Below are 22,934 nucleotides of genomic sequence, written 5' to 3' on the forward strand. Positions count from 1 at the left end.
GGCGGCAAGTCGAGGGCCGGGGTCAGCGGCGGCGGGCGCGGATCGGAGGGTCCGCGCGGGAACCGCAAGTCGAGGGCCGGGGTCGGCGGCGGCGGGCGCGGATCGGAGGGTCCGCGCGGGAACCGCAAGTCGAGGGCCGGGGTCGGCGGCGGCGGGCGCGGATCGGAGGGTCCGCGCGGGAACCGCAAGTCGAGGGCGTGGTCGGCGGCGGCGGGCGCGGATCGGAGGTCCGCACGGGAGCGGCAGGTCGAGGGGCGGGGTCAGCGGCGCCGGTACCAGCGCAGCGGGCGCGGGTCGAAGGTCCACAGCAGGCGCCGCCACCAGGGGCGGCGTGCGCGGAGGTCGTCGACGTACGCCGTCGCCTGGGCCGTGGCCCGGGCGGCCTGGGGCTCGCCCGGGCCGGCCGCGGGCGTCGCGAACGCCACGGCGTTGACCAGCGTCGCCAGCTCGTCCACGGGCGGCACGGCGGGGCGCAGCGCGCGGCCCGGGGCGTGGGCGCGGGGCTCGGCGGCGCCGGCGGCGTACCGGGCGATCTCGCCCGCGGTCAGGTGCGCCGGCGCCGGTCGTCCCGCCTGGCGCAGGCCGATGAGCACCTCGTGCCAGGCGGCGTCGATGCGCACCGCGGGCGGCCCCTCGGTGAGGCGGCGCCGGCGGCGGCGGGCCAGCACAACCGGTACCGCTGCCAGATAGGCGATGACGAGGACCAGCGCGGCCCCGGCGGCCGACACCGCGAGCAGCGTCGTGTGGTCCCCGGCCGCGGCGACGGGGGCGGCGGAGGCGTGCGCGGAGGCCGACGACCGGGCGCTGCCGTCGGCCGACGGCGGCGGGACGGGCGGGGGCGGCGGCTGCGACGGGGGCGCCTTGGGCTTGAAGTCGTCCTCCACCGGCCGCTGCACCGTGTCGGACTTCGGCAGCGGGTCGAACGCCACCCAGCCGAAGCCCTTGAACTCGACCTCGGGCCAGGCGATCGCGTCCGCCCCGCGGATGTCGTGGCGGCCCTGGTGCGTCTGGAAGCCCACGGCCACCCGCGTCGGCAGCCCGGCCAGCCGCGCGAGCACCGCGAACGCGGCGGTGAACTGCTCCGAGGTGCCCTTCTGCCCGCCGAGCTGCTTGTTGCCGAAGAGGAAGTGCTCGACGTTGGGGTACGCGTGCCCGCTCGGCGCGTCCGAGACGAGCTTGTAGTGCTCCTCCAGCCACTGCTGGATGGCGAAGGCGCGCTGGTACGGGTTGGAGACGCCCTCGCCGAGGTGGCTTCCGAGCTGCGCGATCGAGTCGGGCACCCGGCCCGGCAGCGCCAGGAACCGGGCCGCCTCCTCCGGCGCCGGGACCTCGGCGACGAGGAGCGCCTGGTCGTCGGGGCGCGGCTTCTGGCGGGAGGTGACCGTGTACGTCAGCCCCTTGCGCAGGCTGTCGGCGAGCGCGACGGTGCCGGTCTCGGCGTCGTAGGCCACGCGGACGCCCTCGACCCGCTCGGGGCTGGCGATCCCGGGCAGGAGCCGGCCGTCGAGCTCGTCGATGGTGATCGTCTGCGTGACCTCGGGGCCCTCGCCGTCCGAGCGGCCCAGGACGCGGCCGGCGTTGCGGTAGACGGAGCCGATCCGCCAGGTGATGCCGTCGTAGTCGTTGAGCACCGCGAGGCGGATGACGGGCTCCCGCTCGGCGCCCGGCCCGGGCGTGACGACGGCGTCGAAGAGGTGCTGGTCCTTGTTGAGGTTCCAGCCCGACAGGCGCACGAGCGGGTTCTCGTCGAGCGCGTCGAGCTGCGGCGGGGTGACGTAGTGGCGCGGGTCGACCGGGGTGTCGTTGCCCTGCTGGGCGACGGCCGGGCCGAGCAGCTGCGACAGCAGCACGATGACGGCGAGCCCGGCCGCCGCGCCCGCGCCCACCCGCAGGCCGAGCGTCCGGCGCTGGGCCCCGGTGAGCGTGTCGCCGCCCAGGTCCGGCCGTGCGCTGGCGATGAGCCCGAGGATCGCCAGGGCCGCGTACGCCATCGGGATCCACGTCGTCGCGCGGGCCGCTGTCGTGTCCGGGCCGACGAGGTAGAGCGCGGCCCCGAACAGCGCGGTGGGCGCGCTGTAGGAGAGCAGGACGCGGCGGTACCGCACGCCGGCCTCGGCCGCCGCGAGCCCCGCGAGCCAGGTCGCGATCACCGGCAGCAGCACGGTGTCCGGCTGCGGCTCGATCGGGATGAGCGCGGTGAGCAGGCGCGGGATGCTGTTGCGCAGGGCCTCGCGGGCGACGTCCGGCACGGCGCCCGGGATCTGCCCGGCCCGGGCGGAGACGCGCACGGTCACGACCACCATCACGGCCAGGCCGAGCACCGAGGCGGGCGCGGCCGTGTAGGCGGGCAGCCGGCGCACCGCGACGCTGATGAGCACCGAGGCGGCCGCGGCGATCGTGGTGAGCAGCGGCAGCAGGGTGCCGTTGTAGATCGGGGCCAGCGCGAGGCCGCTCAGCACGAGCATGCCCAGCAGCGCCAGCGGCACGACGACGCGTCTCACCAGCGCTGCACCCCGTCCCAGGCCGCGGCGAACTCCTCGCCGTCGCGCACGGCCAGCACGACGATCCGCTCCAGGGCCGGGCGGGCGTCGCCGAAGACGCCGGCCACGAGCGTCGGGTAGGCGGTGCGCAGGGTGCTGACCTGGGTCAGGTCGGGGTCGCCGGTGAGGTAGACGAGCGTGTCGCCGACGCGCTGGGTGCGCAGCTCCTCGATGGACTTCCCGGACATCTCCGCAAAGTCCGCCTCGGCCAGCACGTCGAGGAAGTCGCGCGCCGAGGGACCGGCGGCGGCCCGGCCCGACAGCAGCCGCAGGGCGATCGGGAGCTCGTCGCGGAAGGCGGCCATGACCAGGGAGGCCGCGGCCTCGCAGGCGGCCTCGAACCGCTCGGGATCCGGGTACGAGCGGCGGCGGTCATCCAGCAGTACCGCCAGCCGGGGCAGCGACGTGTCCAGCTGCTCGCGCACCATCAGCTCGCCGACCCTGGCCGAGGTCCGCCAGTGCACCCGCCGCAGCTCGTCGCCGACGACGTACTCCCGCAGCGTGTCGAACGTGATCGTGCCGTGCGGCACCCGGTCGTCGCGCCCGTCGAGGGAGCGCGTGATGCCCGTCGGCACCGCGGTCAGGCGGTGCACGCGCGGGTACACCCACACCTGCGCCGTCCCCCCGTACCCGCGCGCCAGCGCCATCAGCCCGAGGGGGTCGCGGCGCACCACGCGCAACGGGCCGATGGCGACCACGCCGCGGCGGTCGGTGGGCACGGGATACTGCGCGGTCGTCTCGCCGCCGGCCTTCAGGCGCAGCAGCGGTACCGGCACCGACGCCGCCCCGCAGCGGTCGTGCGCGACCAGCGTGGCGCCCCGCAGGCGGCTGGCGTTGCCGACCGTCAGCGTCACCGTGCTCGACTCGCCGCGCATCACCCGGTCCGGCTCCACGCCGCGCGCGACGGTCAGCCGCGGGCGCCACCACACGTAGCCGGCCGCGAACAGCAGCGACGCGACGCACGCGGTGCCGAGGACGACGAGGTGGCGGTACCCGAAGGCGAGCCCGACGGCGAGCAGGACCACGGCCGCCGCGCACAGCCCGGCCCCGCGGGCGGTGAGGCGCACCGGCTCAGGCCGCGACGGGAGAGGGCACGGGCACCGCCTCGAGCACCTGGCGCACCACGTCGGCCGGCGACACGCCGCGCACCTGGGCGTCGGGGGAGAGCACCAGCCGGTGCGCGAACACCGGCTCGGCGAGCGCCTTGAGGTCCTCCGGCACGACGTAGCCGCGGCCGTCCGTCAGCGCGTACGCGCTCGCGGCCCGGGTCAGCGCGATGATGCCGCGCGGGCTCACCCCGATGCGGATCTGCGGGTGGGCGCGGGTCGCGTTGCCGAGCTTCACCGCGTAGGCGAGCAGCGGGTCGGCGATGTGCGCCCGCCGGGCCAGCCGCACGAGCTGGGCGACGGCCGGGGTGTCGGTGACCGGGTCGAGGGCCTCGGGGGAGCGGCTCACGGAGCCGCGCAGCACCTCGATCTCGACGGCCTCGGCCGGGTAGCCGACGGAGAGCTTCATGAGGAACCGGTCCAGCTGCGCCTCCGGCAGCCGGTAGGTGCCGTCCATCTCGATCGGGTTCTGCGTGGCGACGACGAGGAACGGGCGGGGCACGCCGTGGCGGACGCCGTCGACGGTGACGTACCGCTCCTCCATCACCTCCAGCAGCGCCGACTGCGTCTTCGGCGAGGCACGGTTGATCTCGTCGGCGATGACGATGTTCGCGAAGACCGGCCCGGGGTGGAACTCGAAGCCGCGGGTCGCCTGGTTGAAGATCGTCACGCCGGTGACGTCGGAGGGCAGCAGGTCGGGCGTGAACTGGATGCGCCGCCACTGGCCCTGCACGCTGGCGGCGATCGCCCGCGCGAGGGTGGTCTTGCCGACGCCGGGCACGTCCTCGAGCAGGACGTGCCCCTCCGCCAGCAGCGCGGTCACCGTCAGCCGCACGACCTGCGGCTTGCCGAGCACGATCGACTCGATGTTGCGCGCGAGGCGGCCCACCAGCTCGGCCGCGGCGCCGACCTCCTCGCTGCTCGGTGGACCCTGGGGCGTTGACTGCTCAGCCGAGATCACGGTGCTCCATCAGCATTGCTTGAGCGGCCCCGTGCCGCTGGGCAGATTCAACCAGGCGTAGGGGATGTAGTTCTCGCCCTGGAACTGGATCTTGATCCACTGCGTGCTCTTCTTGCCGCCGTACGGCTCGGCGTTGATGCTCACGCTGGTGTTGGTCTGGCAGATCGCGACCCAGCTCTCGCCGTTGAAGGTGTCGCCGATGCCGGAGCCGGACTGCGACGGCGTCTTGTAGACCCAGATGCCGCCGCCGCTCGCGGTCCTCCCGCAGTAGCTCGGGTCGTTGCACACGACGGTGCCCTTGTAGACCGGCGTGCTGATCGACCCGGTGCCGCTGGCGGTCATCCCGGCGCTGTTGGTGATCGTGACGGTGTACGTGTACGCCGTGTTGGGCCACAGCCCGCCCTGGGTGAGCGAGCCCGAGCAGTTGCCCGACGTGCTGCCGGCCCCGGCGACGGCGAGCACGCAGGTGGCGGGCGAGCCGCCGTCGGTCGCGGTGAAGTGCACGGTGATCGAGTTGAGCGCCGCGGTGTCCGCGCCGTCGTTCACGGTCATCTTCGGCTGGGCGAGCGTGCTCCCCGAGCCGGTGGCGACGGCTCCCACCCCGGCCTTGTTCACGGCCCGCAGCTGGATCGTGACCGCCTCGGCGTCCTTGAACCCGCTGAACTCGTGGGTCAGCGCGGTGTCGATGGCCGACTTCGTGCCGTTGACGGTGGCCTCGTACCCCGTGATGGTCGACCCGTTGTCGGCCGGCGCCTTCCACGTGGCGACCACCGTGCCGCGCTTGGTCGTCGAGGCCTTCACGGTCAGCCCGGCCGGCGCGCCCGGCTTGTTGAACGGCACGACCGACGGGCTCAGCGGCGACTGCCCGGAGCTCGCCCCGATGTCGTTGATCGAGGCCACCTTGAAGGCGACCTGGGTGCCGTACGCCAGCTCCCCGGCCGGCACCGAGAACTGCGGCTGCGCCGACTCGAACGTCTTGGACTCGCCGGTGCCGACGGTCGTGATGACGTACTTCGCGATCTTGTGCCCCTGCCCGTTCGCGGCCGGCCACGTCACGGCGACCGTCCCGTCCGGGTTGGCCGTCGCGGCCACGCTCGCCGGCGGGTCGGGGACGTCGCGGGTCGGCACCACCGGGTTCGCGGCCTTCTTGGGCCCGTTGCCCTTGGGGTTGACCGCATAGACCGTGAACTTGTACGTCTGGCCGTTCGTCAGCCCCGTGACGTCCAGCGCCCGCTGGCTCGCCCCGACCTCGTGCGGCGGCTGCCCGTCGCCCTCGACCACGTACTTCGTCACCGCGGCGCCGTTGGGCGGGGCCGCCGACCAGGTCACCCGCGCGGTCGCGTTGCCCGCGACGGCGTTGACCCGGGCCGGCGCGCCGGGCGGCCCGACGGGCGGCTTGGTCTGCGGCGGGGGCGGCGGCGCGGGCGGCGCCTCGCCCCCGAGCACGTCGTTGGCGTACTTGTCGACCGTGGTCACGTGGTTCTTGCCGTCCACGACCCGCGCGGTCGAGCCGCCGGGCGCGTTGATGAACAGGCGGTCCTCGCGGACCTCCAGCTCCAGCGCCTTGCCGCCGGCCTGGATGCGGATCGGGTCCAGCGCCTTGCCCTGCGCGTCGAGCACGTAGACGGTCCCGGTCGCGTCGTCGGCGCAGTAGAACCGGCCCGACCAGGCCACGCACGGCTTGAGCCGGGGGCTGTCGCCCGGCACCGCGAAGTCACTGATCCTGTCGTCGTGCACGACGTACACGTGGCTGCCGTCGACCACCGTGACCGGCACGTCGCCGCCGACCGTCCGCTCCGCCACCCCGCCCTCGCCGCCGAGCCGCAGCGGGACCTTCTTCACCGTGTCGCCGCGCAGGGTGGTCAGCGTCGTGGCGGTCTTGTCCAGCACGGCCACGCCGGTGTCCAGGATGGACAGCGCCATGTCGTGGTTGGGCTCGGCCACCCCGACCGTCTTGACCTTCACCGGGTCGCCGGCGAACCCGCCGCCCTGGCCGCCACCGGGGGAGGCGGGCCGGCTCCTGGCCGCGTCGATCGCGACGACCGTGCCCTCGGAGGGCACCAGCAGCCACAGCCGGCCCTTGTCGTCGAACAGCCCGCCGGAGATGCCCGGCGGGAAGCTCAGCGTCTCGCCGACGGGCAGCAGCGTCATCGGGTCGAGCTGGCGGACCTGGCCCTGCACCGTGTCGATGATGAAGGCGGTGTCGTCGTGCACCGCGACCGTCACCCCGATGCCCGGCGTCGACTGGGTGCTCGCCCCGAGGGTCAGGCTGGAGAGGTCGAGCACGCTGATCTTGCCCGTATTGAAATCCCGCAGGATCACGAAGCGGTCACTCTGGGTGACCTCCATCGAGTGTCCCTGCGCGTCGCTGATCTTGGTGCGGGTGTCGACCTTGCCGGTGACGCCGTTCACGCGGGCGATCTCGCCCTTGTCCGCGCTCCACAGCCAGGCGCTGACGTCGAAGCTGGCGACGGCGTGGTTCGCCGAGCCCGTGCCCCACAGCGTGAGGCCCAGCACCGCGACCAGGGCGGCGATCGTGCCGCCCGTGATCAGCGCACCGCTGCGCCCCGAGCCCAGGTTCAGACGCATTGCCTCACCATCCCGGCCCCCTCCCCGAAACCGGCGCCCATCATATTCCCGTCGATGGGTGGCGGGTACCCGCTCACGGAGCGTGGTTGTTGCACTATTTGCGCTTGGTGCACGCCAGGTCCGACAGCTGGACGTCCTGGGTGCCATAGACGGCGGCCACGGTGAAGCAGTACTCGAGCTTCGGGTTCAGGCCGTTGATCGTGTACTTCGTGGTGCCCGCCGGCAGCCCCTGCAGCTCGCGCATGGCGCCCTCGGTGCCGCCCGCCACGATGAACGGCACGGTGCCCTTGGTCGGGTCCTGCCAGGTCAGCGTCACGCTCGTCCGGTCGTCGCGCAGGTGCAGCTCGCGCGGGGCGCGGCCGCTGCCGATCGCGGCGGCGGAGGGCTCGTCCGAGGCCGGCCCGCCCGGTTGCGGGGCGGCGACGGTCGGGGCCGGCCCGGGGTCCTTGCCTCCGGCGCTGAGGAAGGCCACGGCGGCCGCGGCGGCGCCCCCGAGCACCGCGATCACGGCGATGACGACGATCGCGACCATCGGCGAGCGTCGCTGCCGGGGCGGCTCCGGCCGGACGGGCCCCGGTGGCTTCTCCCACCGCGGCTCGGGCATCGGCCGGTACCCGGGCGCGGGCCGGTACTCGGTGCGCTGCAGCACGCCCGGCGCGGTCTGCTGCCAGGGCGCCGGTCGGTAGTCGTCCTCGTCGGGGTCCTCGCCGGGGTCTTCGTCCGGGTATTCGCCGGGGTCTTCGTCCGGGTATTCGTCCGGCTCGTCGAAGGCGTCCTCACGCGGCTCGGGCCGGAAGATCGGCCGGTCGTCCGCCGGTGGCCGGGGCCGGGGCGTGATCGGGTCGAACGTCGCGGGCGGGGGCGTGACGGGGTCGAACGTGGCGGGCGGGGGCGTGATCGGGTCGAACGTGACCGGCGGGGGCGGCACGTGGACCGTGCCCTCCGGATCGGGCAGGCCGAGGTACTGCCGCGCCGCCCGCACGCTGGGGTGCCCGTCGCCGAGCGCCTGGGGGCCGAGCCGGGCGACCTGGCCGTAGCGCCGTTTCGCCTCGAACACGTTGCCGAGCTCGTCGGCGACGCGGGCCAGCTCGAACGCGAGCGCGAGCATGACCGCGTGGCCGTCGCCGAGCCGGTGGTACCCGGCCGCCAGTCCCTCCTCGAGCGCCCGCCGCGCGTCGCCGAGCTCGCCGACCTCGACCTGGTACCGCGCGAGCTGGGCCGTGGCGGCGAGCACGTCCGGATCGTCGCCGCCGAGCGCCGTGGTCGCGGCGTCGAGCGCCTGGTCCAGCAGCGCGAGCGCGCCCCGTTTGTCCCCGTGCGAGGCGATTGCTCGGGCGCCTTGCAGGGCGTTGGCCAATTGGGCGGACGAGGACACGCCGATACTCTGCCCTGTCGTCCGGGTGCCACGCCACCCGGAGTCACCCGACGAACGCGATCGCCGCCGAACGGTGTCATCGCCGCGGCCCCTGTCCGTCCCGGCACGGCCGCCCGTTCCGCGGGGGTCGTGACCGGTCTGTTCGGTGTGGCGGCCGGTCCTGCGGGGTGGTGGCCCGGAGCCCGATCGGTCTGTTCGGCGCGGCGGCCGGTCCTGCGGGGTGGCGGCCCGCAGTCCGATCGGTCTGTTCGGTGTGGCGGCCGGTCCTGGGGGGTGGTGGCCCGCAGTCCGGTCGGTCCGTCCGTGACCCTGGCCGTTGTGCGAGGCCCCGGTTCGGTTCGCGCATCGTGCCGATCCGGCGCCGGGCCGCCCCGGGCCGATCGACGGATACTTGTCGCATGGCGACCGATTCGCTGGGCCAGCTGCCGGGTGCGCGCGAGGGCCGTGACCCCGCCCGCGCGATCAAGCGCGGCCCGAGCCGGGTCCCGCCCGAGGTCATCGCGGCCAACCAGCGCGAACGCCTCTTCGACGCCCTCGTGCACACCGTCGCCGAGAAGGGCTACGCCAACGCCACGGTGAGCGACATCTGCCGCGCCGCGGGCGTGACCCGTCCCGCCTTCTACGCCCTGTTCGCCGGCAAGGACGACGCCCTGATCGCGACCTACCGCCACGGCACCGACCTGCTGTTCAAGATCATGGAGGACGCCTACCGCGACGAGTCCGGCTGGCGCGAGGGCGCCCGCGCCGCCCTGCGCGTCATGCTGCAGGTCCTCGCCGAGCTGCCCGCCTTCGCGACGATGGCGATCGTGGAGATCGACGCGGCCGGCCCGCACGGGCGCATCGAACGCGCCCGCATGCTGCGCCGCTTCGACCGCTTCTTCGCCGACGCCCCGAGGGCCGCGGACCTGCCGATGCCGGAGGAGCTCGTGGAGACGATCGTGGGCGGCGTCTACGCCACGGTGTACCGCTTTGTCGCCGCCGGACGCGTCCAGGACCTCCCGGCACTGCTGCCCACGCTGACGTACTTCACGCTGGTGCCCTTCCTGGGGCGGGAGGAGGCCGCGCTGGAGCTGGGGATCGACTCCCCGGCTACGGGCCCGGCCAAGCCGGCCGAGTGCCGAATCACGCCATGACGCGGTCTTCCAGCCCGTGCTGCGGCCGCCTCGCACCGTGCCGCGCCTCTCAGCCTGTGCCGCGTCTCTTAGCCCTTGCCGCCTCTCTCAGCCCGTGCGGCCGCCGAATCGACCCGTGAGGATGGCCGTTCGTGCTGTCCGGACTCGCGCGAAGCGCGGTAGCGGCCCGACGGTGTGCACCCGCATCACGCTGTGATGCCATCGCGTTACGCCGTGCTGCGGCCGAGTCGGTCTGTGATATGGCCGAGGCGGCCCCTGGCGCGGCCGAATCAGTCTGTGGCGGGGCCGCCTCAGTCCGTGGTGCCGGATTAATTCACTCTTAGCCGGTAATATCCGAATTGTCGCGCTGAAATGGCGACTCAGGACCCGGCGGAATCACTTTCTTCCTGTATTACTCCACTCCGGGCCGCAGCACTACCTCATGCGTCCGATGCGATTACTCCATCGCCTTTCCGGCAGGCGAGAATGCGCGAACGCCCGTGACGATTCCGTTACGCCGCGCCTTCACCGGCAGCGCCCGCGGCCCTCTGGCTCAGCACCCAATCCGGCACACGGAGCTACGCAGCCGCTGCACAAGCTCAAGCGCACCCGTGCACGCGTGGTGGGGATCAGGCCGTGCGCGGCGTCAGGCGACCGGGCAACGCGGAGCGCTGGTGCGGCACCCGAGGCGCGGGGGAGCGGTGCAGCGCCGCACGAAAGTTACCCGGGGACTGGCCGGTCTCGCGGGCGAAGAAGCGCCCGAAGTTCGTCGGCTCCTCGAACCCCAGCCGCCGCCCCACGTCCGACACCGGGAGCTCGCTCGTGGCGAGAACGCGCTTGGCCTCCAGCGCCACGCGCTCGTCGATGAGCTGCTTCGCGCTGCGCCCCGTCACCGCCAGGCTCGCGCGGGTGAGGGTCCGCACCGAGCAGCGCAACTGCTCGGCGTAGTCCTCGACGCGCCGGTGGCGTACCTCGCGCTCGAGCTCCCTACGCAGCTGACCGATGAGGAGGTCGGCGGGGCTGCGGCGCGGTACCGGCGCCAGGGACGAAATCCGCATGAGCAGCACCGCGACCGAGTGCGCGAGCAGCGTCGAGCCGAACGCGGTCCCGCCGAAGCGAACCTGGTCCACACCGATCTGCGCGATCTCGGCCACGATCGCGTCCTCGTCCTCCCCGGCCGGCTGCCAGCACGCGGGCGCGAACGGATCGGCGACGAGCTCGGGCAGCGGCAGTTCGGGCAGGATCGACGGCGCGAACGTGAGCACCGTGGCGTCGAAGCCGGCCTGCCCGCCGAACTGGTGGACCTGCCCCGGACGGCCCCACAGCAGGGTGCCCGGGCGGCACGCGTACGTCACGAAGTCCACCGCATGCGTGCCCTGCCCCGCACTGACGAGGATGACGACGTGGTCAGTGGTTTGCACGGGAAAACGCCCCACGGGCAGGTCGCTCAGGCGCGCCGCGCCGACAGGGTCACTGGAAAGGCCGCCGAAACTGACCATGACCAGCCCGACTGTACCGAAGGACCGCCAATCGGCAACCCGTACCCGGCCTGTCGTCAGCCCAGCGATGCAAGCCCCACCGAGCCGCGTCGACCTCCGCCTCGCCGCCATCCGTGACGACGGGGACGATCGCCTTCACTGAGTCTCGTCGGCGTCACTCCGGCCCGCACCGCTTTCGCTCCGGGCTGGACCGCTCTCGCTCCGGGCTTGACCGCCTTCGCTCCGGGCCGGACCGCCTTCGCTCCGGCCCGCACCGCCTTCGCTCCGGCCCGCACCGCCTTCACTTGGCCGTGCTGTGTTGACCGCCCACACCGTGTACACCCCGGTCCATGCCGCGCGATGTTCGCCGGGTTGCGCCGCACCGTGCTGTGTTCGCCGGCCGCACGGTCTTCGCCACTCGGCGCTGTGTCATGCACACCGGTCTGCGCCACACCATGCTCGCCAGCCGTGTCGCACTGTGTTCGTTGGCCGGTGCCGAACTGTGCGTCGGCCCGTGCCGCACCGTGTTCGGCGGCCCGTGCCGCACCGTGTTCGCCGGTCCGGGCTGCACCGTGTTCGCCGGGTCCGCGCCGTGGCGTGTTCGCCCGGTCGGCATTGCCCTCGCCGGTCCGCGCAGTATTCGCCAGGCCGCACCGAAGCCGACGAGCCTAGACCCGGATACCGGCCACCGCGAGCTCGGCGATACGAACCTCCTCGAACGCCGCCCCGAGCTCATCCAGCCGTTCGGGCGTGAGCGAGGCGCGCAGTTCGGGCAGCAGCACGGTCTCCTCGTGCTCGACGTGTCGCCGCACCGCCGCGATGAACTGCTCGAGCTTGTCCTCGAAGTCCGGCCCCTCGGGCGAGATGCGCTGCAGGTCGTGCAGCATCCGCTCAGCCTCGTGATGCTCGTCGGCGCCATCGTGCGCCTCTTCGGCCGAGGGTAGCTGCGGATACACCTTCTGCTCCTCGGCGTGGCTGTGCGCGGTCAGCCGCGCTGCGCATTCGTCCAGCAGAAGCTGACGGTCTCCGTCGCCGTCGCGCAGACGGTCGAAGAGTTGCTCCATCATCCGGTGGTCGTTCGTGATCAGCGTGACGGCGTCGGAAGCCATGTCTCCTCCTTGGATCGTCACCTTCCACGGTCGCGCGTGACGGCCCGGCGGCGCGGCCAAAATCCAAAATCGGCCGAGCGGCAACGCGGGTCCACGCGAGCCGGGACCCGAAACGGCGCGCCAGGCAGCCAAGCGGCGCCCGAAGCGACCGGCCCGGCAACGCGACCCCACGGCGCCCACCAGCCTCAACCTGCACGATCGAGCACGCAGCACTGAGCGCCATGCTCAGTTCCGCGCGCTGCATGAACGAGCACTGAAACGAGCACTGAGCGGTGAGCGCCCCGCTCGGTCCCGCGCGCTGCGCGATCGAGCACTGAGCAGTGAGCGCCCCGCTCAGTTCCCCGCGCCGCACGATCGAGCATGCAGCAGTGAGCGCCGCGCTCAGTCTCGTGCGTCGCGCAACGAGCGCGCGGCAGTGAGCGTCGCGTTCAGTCCCACGCGTAGCACTGTGAGCGCCGCGGTCAGTGCCACGCCGGGCAGCGGTCGTGCCACATCAGCCGCGCAGTGGGTGCGATAGGACGCGCGCAGGCCAGCGAACGCGATGGAGCGAGTGCGGTGCGGCCAACGCAATGGAGAGCGACCGCGGTGCGGCGAACGTGGTGCACCGAGCAGCGTCCAGCGAACGTGGTGCAGTGAGCAGCGTCCAGCAACCGTCGTGCGGCGAGCAGCATCCAGCGAGCGCCGTGCAGAGGCAGCGACCAGCGAGCGTGGTGCAGAGAGCGACGTTCAGCGAGCGTGGCGCAGCGACGAGGGACGAGCGACGAGGGACGAGGGACGAGCGACGAGCGACGAGCGACGAGCGACGAGCGACGAGCGACGAGCGAGCGTGGTGCGGGGCGACCAGCGCGCGCCGCAAGGCTGAGCCGCACGACCTCGAGCGACGAGCGACGAGCGACGAGCGACGAGCAAGCGTGGTGCGGCGGCGACCAGCGCGCGCCGCAAGGCTGAGCCGCACGACCACGAGCCGGTGCCGGGACCGAAGGCCCGCTCCGAATGGCCGAATCCCCCGACCACCCCGAAGATCAGACCATGGGTACGTACCTGTTCGTAGCCGGCGCCCGCCCCGCCCGCCTCCACGACCACGCGCCCATCGCCCCCGGCGCCTGGGTCCGCCTCCCACCCGGCGACCAAGGCCTCCGAACCACCCGAGCCGTAGTAGCCCCCGGCCTCACCGGCGTCTGCCCCGCCCAGGCCCACTCGGCCCCCGAGCTCGCCGCCCTCGCCGCCGCCCTCGCCGAGGCCGAGGAGTCGATCGGCCTGCCGGTCGGCAGCATCGCCGTCATGCCCGCCGTCGAGACCGCCGCCGGCCTCCTCGCCGCCCCCGAGCTGGCCCGCGCACCAAGGGTCACCAGGCTGCTACTCGGCGAGGCCGCACTGCGGGCCGAGCTCGGGATGGGGGCGGCGACCGAGCGTGATCTGCTGTGGCTGCGCACGATGACCGTCGTGGCCGGCGCCGCCGCCGGGCTCGGGCGGCCCGTCGCGGACGTATGCCCTGATCCGGGCCGGTTTGAGGAGTCGTGCGAGAGCCTGCACAGACTGGGCTTCGGCGGGCGGCTGTGCGAAGGTGACGAGCAGCTGAAGCGGGCCGCCGAGATATTTGCCTGCGCATGAACATTGTCGGTAAAAGATATTTCCCCGCGACAATTAGTGACTGTCTGCATTGTCGACAATGCATTCTGTGATCATTGCGGCAACGTAAAGTTAACATCACACCGGGGTTGCCTATATCGGAAGACATCAGTCGGAAATCGGTCCGGTACAGCCGTTTGGGTCCGTACGGGTTGACTCACCGGCGGCGAACGGATGAGCCGGAATGAGGCGATCGTCGTTCGATCACGTACGTCGGTATTGACACGGATCGGCCGCTCTGTGATTGTGCACAACGTCGATGCGACAGCCAGGGAATGAGCCGCTTGCCCGTTCCGGCTGGACCCGCGTCCGACGTGCATTGTCAATCTCGGATGCCTGCGGGGACTTTTCGTGACCCAAAGCCAGAGCTCGCTGCCCGTGCCCGCCCAACGGCAGGGTCGCGACCCGCGGCAGAGCCCCGAGCGCCGGCCAACCCGCCACACCGCTGCCGTGGCCCGCCGCGAGGAGCCGCTGCCCTCGGGCCGCGTTCCCGAGGTGCGCTCCGGGCAGCGCGCCGGCCGGCGCATCGTCGACCAGCTCCGCCTCATCGTCGCCCTGCCGCTCGTCGCCGTCGTCGTGTTCGCCGGCGTCGCCTTCATCTCCACCGTGCAGGAGGTGAACCGGGCGCGGACACTGCAGGACCTCTCCGCCCTGGCCACCGACGCCGGTGGTCTCGCGCACGCACTGCAACGCGAGCGCGCCGCGGCCGTCAACGTGGTCCTGCACAACGAGGCGACCCAGCAGGACGCCTTCCAGCAACAGTCGATGCTGACCGACGACGCCGTGCGCAAGTACAGCGACCAGCGCCACAACCTCGCGGGCGGCGGTGACTCCGAGACGCTCAAGCGCATCGACGCCGACCTCGCGGCCCTCGCCAAGCTGCGCGAGCAGGTGCGCAACGACAAGCGGGCCTCGGTCTCCGCCGTCGCGTTCAGCTACCGGATCACCATCGCCGACCTGCTGGAGTACCGCGAGTCGGTGGCCCGCTCCGGCGCCCCGACCGACCTGGCCGACGAGATCCGTGCCGCCGCGGCCCTCTCCCGCGCCGCCGAGGCCATCGGCCAGCAGCAGGCGGCCGTGCTCCGCGCGATCGCCGCGGGCGAGCTGACCCCGGCGCTGCAGCAGGAGATCACCGCGACCCGCACGAGCTTCACGGAGCAGTCGGTCGCGTTCACCCAGCTCGCCCCGGCCGAGTGGCGGACCTGGTACGAGCAGGCCGGTATGGGCGACCAGGTCGTCGCCGCCCAGCGCCTCCAGGACCAGGTGGGGCGCACCGCGCCCGGCCAGCGCATCGGCTTCGAGTCGGCCGCCTGGATCAACGCGATGTCCGGCTACGAGGGCCTGCTGTACCAGGTCGAGCAGCAGGTCGACGAGAACATCGAGCAGGCCGTCTCGGTCGTGCACGACGACCAGATGACCCGGGCCGCCCTGCAGACCGCCGGCGTGGTCGTCGTGCTGCTCGTCGCCATCGTGCTCACCGGTTTCGTCGCCCGGCGCCTGACCCGGCGGCTGCGCTACCTGCAGGACGCCGCGCGGACGGTCGCGTACGACCAGCTGCCCTCCGTCGTGGCCGAGCTGCGCGCCGCCGCACCCGGCACCGTCGATCCGGACGAGGTCGCCGACCGCGCCAGCTCGACCCTCGTGGTCGCGGGCTCCGACGAGGTCGCCGACGTGGCCCAGGCCTTCCGGGCCGTCCACCGCGAGGCGGTCAAGATCGCCGGTGAGCAGGCCGTCATGCGGTCCAACGTCGCCGAGATCTTCGTCCACCTCTCCCGCCGCGAGCAGCGACTGGTCGACGCGGTGCTGGCCCAGGTCGACAAGGTCGAGCGCGACGAGACCGACCCGGACCGGCTGCAGGAGCTGTACCAGCTCGACCACCTGGCCACCCGCATGGCCCGGATCAACCTGAGCCTGCTGGTCCTCGGTGGCTCCGGCGCCGCCCGCGTCCGGCGCGAGGACGCCCCGCTCGGCAAGGTGCTGCAGGCCGCGATCTCGCAGATCGAGCACTACGTGCGGGTCCGCTTCGGCAGCGTGGACGACGACGTCGCCGTGGTCGCCGAGGCCGTCGACGAGATCGTGCACCTGCTCGCCGAGCTGCTGGACAACGCGACCGGCTACTCGCCGCCGGAGTCGGAGGTCTGGGTCACCGCGAGCGCCCTGGGCGATCGGGTGATCGTGCAGATCGTGGACGTCGGCGTGGGGCTCTCCCCGGCGCGGCGGGAGCAGCTCAACCAGCTCCTCGCGCAGCCGCCGGCGATCGACATCGCCGCCGTGCGAGCCATGGGACTCACCGTGGTCGGGCACATCGCCGCGCGGTACAACATCACCGTCGCGCTTCGCCCCGGCCAGCACACCGGGACGCTCGCCGAGATCGTCATCCCCAAGGACGTCTTCCGCCCGATCATGGCGTCGGAGCGGGGGCCGCAGCTGGCGGCCGTCGGCGCGCCGGAGCACAACGGCAACGGCTCCCGGCCGGGCAACGACCTGTTCACGCCGCAGGCGCGGCCGAGCGAGCCGAGCCTGTTCGAGGTGCCGGCCCAGCAGTGGGCCACCCAGGAGCTCTCGCCGATCGAGTCATCGGCGGCGACGCAGGTGTTCACGGCGCCGGACTACGACAAGCCGTACCAGGAACCGGAGAAGCCGTTCCAGAACGCGCAGTCGTACCAGGACGCACAGTCGTACCAGGATGCGCAGTCGTACCAGGACGCGCAGTACCGCGAGGCGGCGCCCTACCAGCCGCCCGCGTACCCGCCGCCGCCCGCGCACGCCCAGCCGGCCCCGCCCGGGCCCGGCATGTGGCCGCCGCTGCCGGAGCCCGAGGTCTCCTCGATCCTGGCCTCGGCCGAGGACGACGCGATGGAGCTGCCGATCTTCAACTCGGTCAGCGGCTGGTTCCACGTGGAGACCCCGCCCGGCCTGGAGCCCGAGCCCGTCGGCGCGATGGCCTCGACCTCGACGGCCTCGGCCGGGTCCGGGGCCCCGCAGGCGGCCGCGCCGGAGCCGAGGAACTGGGAGAGCGCGGCCGACGCCGGATGGCGCGCCGCCGCCGAGGCGGCCACGCCGCAGGTCAGCGCCACCACCGCGGCGGGCCTGCCGGTCCGCGCGGCCGGGCGGCAGCTGGTGCCGGGCGCGGCCGAGCCGACGCAGCAGCGGCCGGGCGCACCGATGCAGACGGGCACGCCCAAGCGCGACCCCTCGCGGGTGGCCGCGGCGATGTCGGCATACGCACGAGGCGTCGCGAACCGACGCCCGCAGAGCTGATCGGCTCCGGGGGGAACCGTTGGGATGTATATGCAACAGCTGGAGAGGACCACGTCTGTGACCGACCCGAGTAATCTCGGTTGGCTGCTGGATAGCTTCGCGAGCCGCACCCCCGACGTCAGCCACGCGCTGGCGATCTCCACTGACGGTCTCGTGCTGGCCCACACCCGGGCCCTGCCCCGGGACCGGGCCGACCAGCTCGCCGCCACCGGCAGTGGTCTCGTCGCCCTCCTCGCCGGAGCCGCGCGCTTCTTCGACGCCGGGCAGGTCATCTCGAACGTGACCCAGCTCGACGGCGGCTTCATGTTCTGCATGGCCTTCAGCGACGGCGCGTCGATGCTGGTGCTGGCCTCGCCGAACGCCGACGTCGGCAAGGTCTCCTACGAGATGACCGAGCTCGCCAACCGCATCGGCGACGCGCTGACGCCCGCGATACGGGGACAGATGTGACCGACCCGCACCGGCGCGGACGCCCGACCGCCGTAAAGATCATCATCGCGGGCGGGTTCGGCGCGGGCAAGACCACCCTCGTCGGCGCGATCTCCGAGATCCCGCCGGTGACCACCGAGGCCGTCATGACCGCCGCCAGCCTCGCGCACGACGACGCCTCGCTGGTGCCCGACAAGGGCAGCACCACGGTGGCGATGGACTTCGGCCGCATCACGCTGTACCAGGACCTGGTGCTGTACCTCTTCGGCACCCCGGGGCAGAAGCGCTTCTGGTTCATGTGGGACGAGCTGTGCCGCGGGGCCATCGGAGCGGTCGTCATCGCCGACACGCGGCGGCTCGCCGACTGCTTCGGCGCCATCGACTACTTCGAGAACCGCCGCCTGCCCTATGTCGTGGCCGTCAACAACTTCGACGGCGCGGCGCGCTACCACCTCGAGGACATCCGGGACGCGCTGGCCGTGCACCGCAGCGTTCCGATGCTCGACGCCGACGTGCGGTCGCGGGCGTCGGCCAAGGAGATCCTCGTCGCCGTGACCGAGCACGCCCTTGCGCAGCGCGCCGGCGCTCGCCGCTAGAAATCCCCCTCAAGGAGAACAATGTTCCTGCCACGACGATTGGTCAGCATCGCGCTGGCCACCGGCCTGGTGCTTGCCGGCGCCGGGTGCGCCAAGGACGACGACAAGTCCGGCAGCGCCGGTGCGGCGTCCACCCTGAAGATCGGTTTCCTCGGCTCGCTGAGCGGCACCTACCAGGCCGTCGGCACCGACCTGAAGAACGGCTTCGAGCTCTACCTGAAGATGCACGACGGCAAGCTCGGCGGCCACCCGATCGACCTCAAGGTCGGTGACGAGGGCGACGGCGCGCAGACCGCCGTTCCCGCCGCGACCAAGCTGGTCAAGGAGGACGGCGTCATCGCCATGACCGGTATCGTCGGCGGTGGCTCGGTGGCCGCCGTGGCGCCGCTGCTGGCCCAGGCGAAGATCCCGCTGATCGGTTCGAACGGCCGCCCCGAGCTCAAGGACCTCAACGGGGTGTGGACGACGAGCTTCATGTCCTCGGACCCGGGCCAGTCGATCGCGCAGTACATCAAGGACAAGGTCAACGGCCCGGTCTTCGCGATCGGCCCGGACTACCAGGGTGGCTACGACGAGGTCGGCGGCTTCACCACCGAGTTCGCGAAGATCGGCGGCCAGCTGGCCAACTCCGGCGGCAAGACGCTGTGGACGCCGTTCCCGCAGACCACGAACTTCCTGCCGTACTTCAGCCAGATCAAGTCCAGCGGGGCCAAGGCGGTCTACACGTTCTACGCCGGTAAGGCCGCGATCGACTTCGTGAAGCAGTACAAGCAGTCGGACATCAAGGACCTGCCGCTGTACGGCGCGTTCCTGACCGAGGGCTCGGTGCTGCAGGCCGAGGGCGACGCCGCGAAGGACGTCTTCACCACCTGCAACTACTCGCCCGACCTCGACAACGAGGAGAACCGCAAGTTCGTCGCCGCCTGGCGCCAGCAGTTCCCCGACGCGACCCCGACCACGTACGCCGTCGCGTCCTACGACGCCGCCGCCGTGCTGGACCGGGCCATCGCCGCCGCCGGCAGCAACGTGACGTCGGAGACGATCAACGAGCAGGTCGCCAAGCTGGGCCAGATCTCCAGCCCGCGCGGGCAGTGGCAGTTCGGCAAGAACCACGCGCCGGTCCAGAAGTGGTACCTGCGCCAGGTTCGCGCCGACGGCCGCGCGCTGGCGAACACGCTGGTGCAGGACCTCGCGACGGTCGGCCAGTAGTTCCTTGGACGCGTACCTGATCCCGGCGGTCGACGGCGTGGCCTATGGCCTGCTGCTGTTCGTCGTCGCCGCCGGGCTCACCCTCGCCTTCGGCGTCGGTGATGTGCTCAACCTCGCGCACGGGACGCTCTTCGCGTTCGGTGCGTACGCCGCCGCGAAGATCAGCGACGGCAGCTGGGGATCGCTCGCGCTCGCGGTGCTGGTCGGCACCGCGGCCGCGGGCCTCGGCGGCGCCCTGCTCTCACTGCTGCTCACGCCGCTGGCCGGCCGCGGCCACCTCGCCCAGGCCCTGCTGACGTTCGGCGTCGCGCTGGTGGCCGGCGACCGGCTCACCGCCATGTTCGGCAAGGACGAGCTGGCCCTGACCGTGCCCAAGTCGCTGGACCGGTCCGTGGACCTCGCCGGGCACAGCTACCCGGGGTACCGTCTCGCCCTCATCATCGTCGCCGCGCTGATCGCGGCCGCGCTCTTCGTCGTGGTGAGCCGGTCCCGGGCCGGGCACTTCGTGCGCGCGACGGTCGACGACCGCGAGATGGTCGCCATGCTCGGCGTCTCCCCGTTCACCGTGCGCACCAGCGTGCTCGCCGGCGCGGGTGCCCTGGCCGGGCTCGCGGGCGCGCTGGGCGCCCCGATCATCGGCGCCGGCCCGCGCACCGCCGACCTCGTGCTGATGCTGTCGCTCGTCGTGGTGGTCCTCGGCGGCATGGGCTCCATCGCCGGCGCCCTGGTCGCGGCGATCGCGGTCGGCGAGATCCAGACCATCGGCGTGGCGAACCCGGACCTGTCGACCATCGCGCCCTTCGTGCTCTTCGGCGCGATGGCGCTCGCCCTGGCCGCGCGGGCGCGCGGTCTGCTGCCGTCGGGACGGTCGGCATGAGATTGCTGCGGTACCTGCTGACGCTCGGCGTCCTCGCCCTGCTGGTCTCGTTCGCGTGGACCCTCGACCGCTACGCCACCGGGATGCTGACCCGCATCCTCATCATCGGCCTGCTCGCGGTCAGCGTCGCCCTGCTCACCGGCGTCGCGGGCCTGCCGACACTCGGGCAGACCGCGCCGTTCCTCGTCGGCGCGTACACCACCGCGAACCTCATCGAGCACGGCCACACCATCGGCGTCGTGCACCTGCTCGCCTCGGCCGGCATGGGCGCCGCGTTCGCGCTGATCACCGCCCCGCTGGTGGTGTACGCCCGCGGCGTCGTGGTCCTCATGATCACGCTGGCCCTGGGCGAGCTGACCTCGACGCTCGCCGGGCGCTGGAAGTCGGTCACCCACGGCACCGACGGCATCTCCGTGCTCACCAGCGTGACCCCGCTGCCGGGCCTCGTCGACCTGGACACGGAGTCGTCGCGGTACCTCTACACCCTCGCCGTCGTCGGCGTGCTCGTCGGCGTCGTGCTGCTCGTGCTGCGCTCCCCGGCCGGGGCGCTGCTGCGCGCCACGCGCGACGACGCCCGGCGCATGCGCGCCAGCGGGCACCCGGTCGCCGGATACCTCACGGTCGCCTACGTGGCCGCGGGCGCCCTGGCGGGGGTGGCCGGCGCGCTGCTGTTCACGGAGCAGTCGTACGTCTCCCCGGGCGACGGCGGCTTCGACGTCGCCGCGCTCATCCTGCTCGCCGTGGTCATCGGCGGCGCGACGTCCATGGTCGGCGCGCTCATCGGCGCCGGTCTGGTGGTGGCGACCCGCGACTGGGTGGCCGAGGCCGGCCACGCGCCGCTGCTGCTCGGGCTGCTGTTCATCGCGTGCGTGTACCTGCTGCCCAACGGCCTGCTGGGCGACCACGCGGCCCTGTCCTACCTCAACCGCCTCGTCCGCCCGCGGTCGCGACCGGCGCCCCCGTCCGGCCCGCCCCCGGCGGCCCGGATCCCGGCGCCGCGCGCGGCCGGCGAGACGGTCGCCGAGCCGGTCTCCGAGCCGGTCTCCGAGCCGGGAGCGGCGCGATGATCCTGCGGGTGGAGAACCTCGGCCGGCGCTACGGCGACCTGGCCGCGCTCGACGGCGTGGCGCTGCAGCTGGCCCCGGGGGAGCGGCGGGCCCTCATCGGCCCCAACGGCGCCGGGAAGTCCACGCTGCTCAACCTGATCGCGGGCGCCCAGCGGCCGACGACGGGCCGGATCCACTTCGACGACCGCGACGTGACCCGGCTGGCCCCGGCCCGCCGCGCGCGTCTGGGCATCGGCCGTACGCACCAGCACCCGGCCGTGTGGCCGACGCTCACGGCGATGGAGAACGTGCTCGTCGCCGCCCGGCGCCCGTGGGGCCGGCTGCGGCCGAACGCGCGGGAGTACCTGGCGGCCGTGGGCCTCGCCGACGTGGCCGGGGCGCGGGCCGGCAGCCTCTCGCACGGCCAGCGCCGCCAGCTCGAGCTCGCGATGGCCCTGGCCGGCGAGCCGCGCCTGCTGCTGCTCGACGAGCCGGCCGCGGGCCTGGCCCCGCCGGAGGTGGAGCTGCTCGCGGGCCTGCTCGCCGAGCTGCCCAAGACGGTCGCGGTACTGCTGGTCGAGCACCACCTGGACCTCGTGTACGGCTTCGCCGACCACGTCACCGTCCTGCACTCCGGCCGGCACGTCCACACCGGCACCGTCGCCGAGACCAGGCGCTCGCCCGAGGTCAAGGCCGCCTACGCGGGGGTGACACCGTGACGCTCACGGTTCAGGGTCTGCATTCGGGGTACGGCGGCGGCACCGTCCTGCACGGCGTCGACCTCACCGTCCCGACGGGCGGCGCGCTGGCCGTGCTCGGGCGCAACGGCGCCGGCAAGACCACGCTCGTGCACACCATCTGCGGGCTCATCAAGCCGCGGTCCGGCCGGGTCGCCCTCGACGGCGCCGAGCTCGCGGGCCGCCCGGCGCACCGCGTGGCCCGGGCCGGGATCGCCCTGGTACCGCAGGGCCGCCGCGTCTTCCCGAGCCTCACCGTCGCGGAGCACCTGAGCCTGTCCCGCCGCCGCGGCGAGTGGACCCAGGCCCGGGTCCTGCAGCTGCTCCCACGGCTGCAGGAGCGCATGCGCAACCGCGGCGACCAGCTCTCCGGCGGCGAGGCCCAGATGCTCGCCATCGCGCGGGCGCTGCTCACCCAGCCGGCGGTGCTGCTGCTGGACGAGCCGTGCGAGGGCCTGGCCGTCGACCTCGCCGACCGCGTCCGCGCCGTCGTCGCCGAGCTGGCCCGGGGCGGGCTGACGGTGCTGCTGGTCGAGCAGCAGCCGGAGCACGCGCTCGCGGTCGCCGACCGGGTGGCCCTGCTCGCGGACGGTGTCGTGGCGGCGGAGCACACGGCGGCGCAGCTGCGCGCGGACCCGTCGCTGACCGACCACGTCCTGAGCGTCGCGACGCACGCGTGATCGGGTCCTGAACCCGGCTTGCCGCGGGCGCTCCGCGCGTGATCGCGGGCTTCCGCCGAGCACGCCGCGCCGCGAGGTGATCTTGTGCTTATGTCGGGCGCTCCGCGCCGCGACATAAGCCGATTTTTCGCTCGTCGGGGCATAAATCCGAAAAGTCGCGGCGCGAAGCGCCCGACTTTTCGGGCAAAAAGCGCCTGAGC

At 73.1% G+C, this 22,934-nt stretch carries 17 protein-coding genes; 10 read left to right on the forward strand and 7 right to left on the reverse strand.

The annotated features are described in order from the left end of the window. Positions 1-260: 260 nt before the first annotated feature. The 5 genes from ACQP1P_RS09655 to ACQP1P_RS09675 form a co-directional block, all read right to left on the reverse strand. Positions 261-2,501, reverse strand: coding sequence for a DUF3488 and transglutaminase-like domain-containing protein (locus tag ACQP1P_RS09655; protein ID WP_433085126.1), 2,241 nt, complete (start codon positions 2,499-2,501; stop codon positions 261-263). After that, complete coding sequence (locus ACQP1P_RS09660) at positions 2,498-3,607, reverse strand: DUF58 domain-containing protein (RefSeq protein ID WP_433085128.1); 1,110 nt, start codon at positions 3,605-3,607, stop codon at positions 2,498-2,500. The genes ACQP1P_RS09655 and ACQP1P_RS09660 overlap by 4 nt, the downstream gene beginning before the upstream one ends. A 4-nt stretch (positions 3,608-3,611) precedes the next feature. Continuing rightward, positions 3,612-4,538, reverse strand: coding sequence for an AAA family ATPase (locus ACQP1P_RS09665; RefSeq protein ID WP_433089945.1), 927 nt, complete (start codon positions 4,536-4,538; stop codon positions 3,612-3,614). A gap of 78 nt (positions 4,539-4,616) precedes the next feature. Continuing rightward, positions 4,617-7,196, reverse strand: a complete 2,580-nt coding sequence (locus tag ACQP1P_RS09670) for a fibronectin type III domain-containing protein (RefSeq protein ID WP_433085130.1) — start codon at positions 7,194-7,196, stop codon at positions 4,617-4,619. Between the two features lie 94 nt (positions 7,197-7,290). After that, positions 7,291-8,571: a fibronectin type III domain-containing protein gene (locus ACQP1P_RS09675; RefSeq protein WP_433085132.1), complete on the reverse strand. Its 1,281-nt coding sequence runs from the start codon at positions 8,569-8,571 to the stop codon at positions 7,291-7,293. A 398-nt stretch (positions 8,572-8,969) separates the two neighbouring features. Here ACQP1P_RS09675 and ACQP1P_RS09680 point away from each other — a divergent pair, with 398 nt between their 5' ends. Beyond that, on the forward strand, positions 8,970-9,704 hold the full coding sequence (locus ACQP1P_RS09680; protein WP_433085134.1) for a TetR/AcrR family transcriptional regulator: 735 nt from the start codon (positions 8,970-8,972) through the stop codon (positions 9,702-9,704). A 608-nt stretch (positions 9,705-10,312) separates the two neighbouring features. Here the strand turns inward: ACQP1P_RS09680 and ACQP1P_RS09685 are convergent. Both ACQP1P_RS09685 and ACQP1P_RS09690 read right to left on the reverse strand, forming a co-directional pair. Further along, on the reverse strand, positions 10,313-11,104 hold the full coding sequence (locus ACQP1P_RS09685) for a helix-turn-helix domain-containing protein (protein WP_433085136.1): 792 nt from the start codon (positions 11,102-11,104) through the stop codon (positions 10,313-10,315). A 725-nt stretch (positions 11,105-11,829) separates the two neighbouring features. After that, a complete protein-coding gene (locus ACQP1P_RS09690; protein ID WP_433085138.1) occupies positions 11,830-12,270 on the reverse strand; it encodes a hemerythrin domain-containing protein in 441 nt (146 codons plus the stop codon). 1,029 nt (positions 12,271-13,299) lie between these two features. Here ACQP1P_RS09690 and ACQP1P_RS09695 point away from each other — a divergent pair. From ACQP1P_RS09695 to ACQP1P_RS09735, 9 genes are all read left to right on the forward strand, one after another. After that, entirely contained in the window at positions 13,300-13,881 is a 582-nt protein-coding gene (locus tag ACQP1P_RS09695) for an aldolase/citrate lyase family protein (RefSeq protein ID WP_433085140.1), read from the forward strand. A gap of 369 nt (positions 13,882-14,250) precedes the next feature. Further along, positions 14,251-17,160: a sensor histidine kinase gene (locus ACQP1P_RS09700; protein WP_433085142.1), complete on the forward strand. Its 2,910-nt coding sequence runs from the start codon at positions 14,251-14,253 to the stop codon at positions 17,158-17,160. A gap of 57 nt (positions 17,161-17,217) precedes the next feature. Continuing rightward, positions 17,218-17,610: a roadblock/LC7 domain-containing protein gene (locus ACQP1P_RS09705; protein ID WP_223102326.1), complete on the forward strand. Its 393-nt coding sequence runs from the start codon at positions 17,218-17,220 to the stop codon at positions 17,608-17,610. After that, complete coding sequence (locus tag ACQP1P_RS09710; RefSeq protein ID WP_433085145.1) at positions 17,607-18,185, forward strand: GTP-binding protein; 579 nt, start codon at positions 17,607-17,609, stop codon at positions 18,183-18,185. The genes ACQP1P_RS09705 and ACQP1P_RS09710 overlap by 4 nt, the downstream gene beginning before the upstream one ends. Before the next feature lie 21 nt (positions 18,186-18,206). After that, positions 18,207-19,394, forward strand: a complete 1,188-nt coding sequence (locus ACQP1P_RS09715) for an ABC transporter substrate-binding protein (RefSeq protein ID WP_433085147.1) — start codon at positions 18,207-18,209, stop codon at positions 19,392-19,394. A gap of 4 nt (positions 19,395-19,398) precedes the next feature. Continuing rightward, positions 19,399-20,271, forward strand: coding sequence for a branched-chain amino acid ABC transporter permease (locus ACQP1P_RS09720; RefSeq protein WP_433085148.1), 873 nt, complete (start codon positions 19,399-19,401; stop codon positions 20,269-20,271). Next, positions 20,268-21,338 (forward strand): branched-chain amino acid ABC transporter permease, encoded by a 1,071-nt coding sequence (locus tag ACQP1P_RS09725; protein WP_433085150.1) that lies wholly within the window; start codon positions 20,268-20,270, stop codon positions 21,336-21,338. The genes ACQP1P_RS09720 and ACQP1P_RS09725 overlap by 4 nt, the downstream gene beginning before the upstream one ends. After that, positions 21,335-22,036 (forward strand): ABC transporter ATP-binding protein, encoded by a 702-nt coding sequence (locus tag ACQP1P_RS09730; protein WP_433085152.1) that lies wholly within the window; start codon positions 21,335-21,337, stop codon positions 22,034-22,036. Before ACQP1P_RS09725 ends, ACQP1P_RS09730 begins: the two co-directional genes overlap by 4 nt. Then, positions 22,033-22,734 carry an ABC transporter ATP-binding protein gene (locus ACQP1P_RS09735; protein WP_433085154.1) on the forward strand — a complete coding sequence of 234 codons (702 nt, stop codon included), beginning with the start codon at positions 22,033-22,035 and terminating at the stop codon, positions 22,732-22,734. The genes ACQP1P_RS09730 and ACQP1P_RS09735 overlap by 4 nt, the downstream gene beginning before the upstream one ends. Positions 22,735-22,934: the final 200 nt, after the last annotated feature.

Source organism: Dactylosporangium sp. CA-052675 (genome assembly GCF_050947935.1).
Taxonomy (GTDB): domain Bacteria; phylum Actinomycetota; class Actinomycetes; order Mycobacteriales; family Micromonosporaceae; genus Dactylosporangium.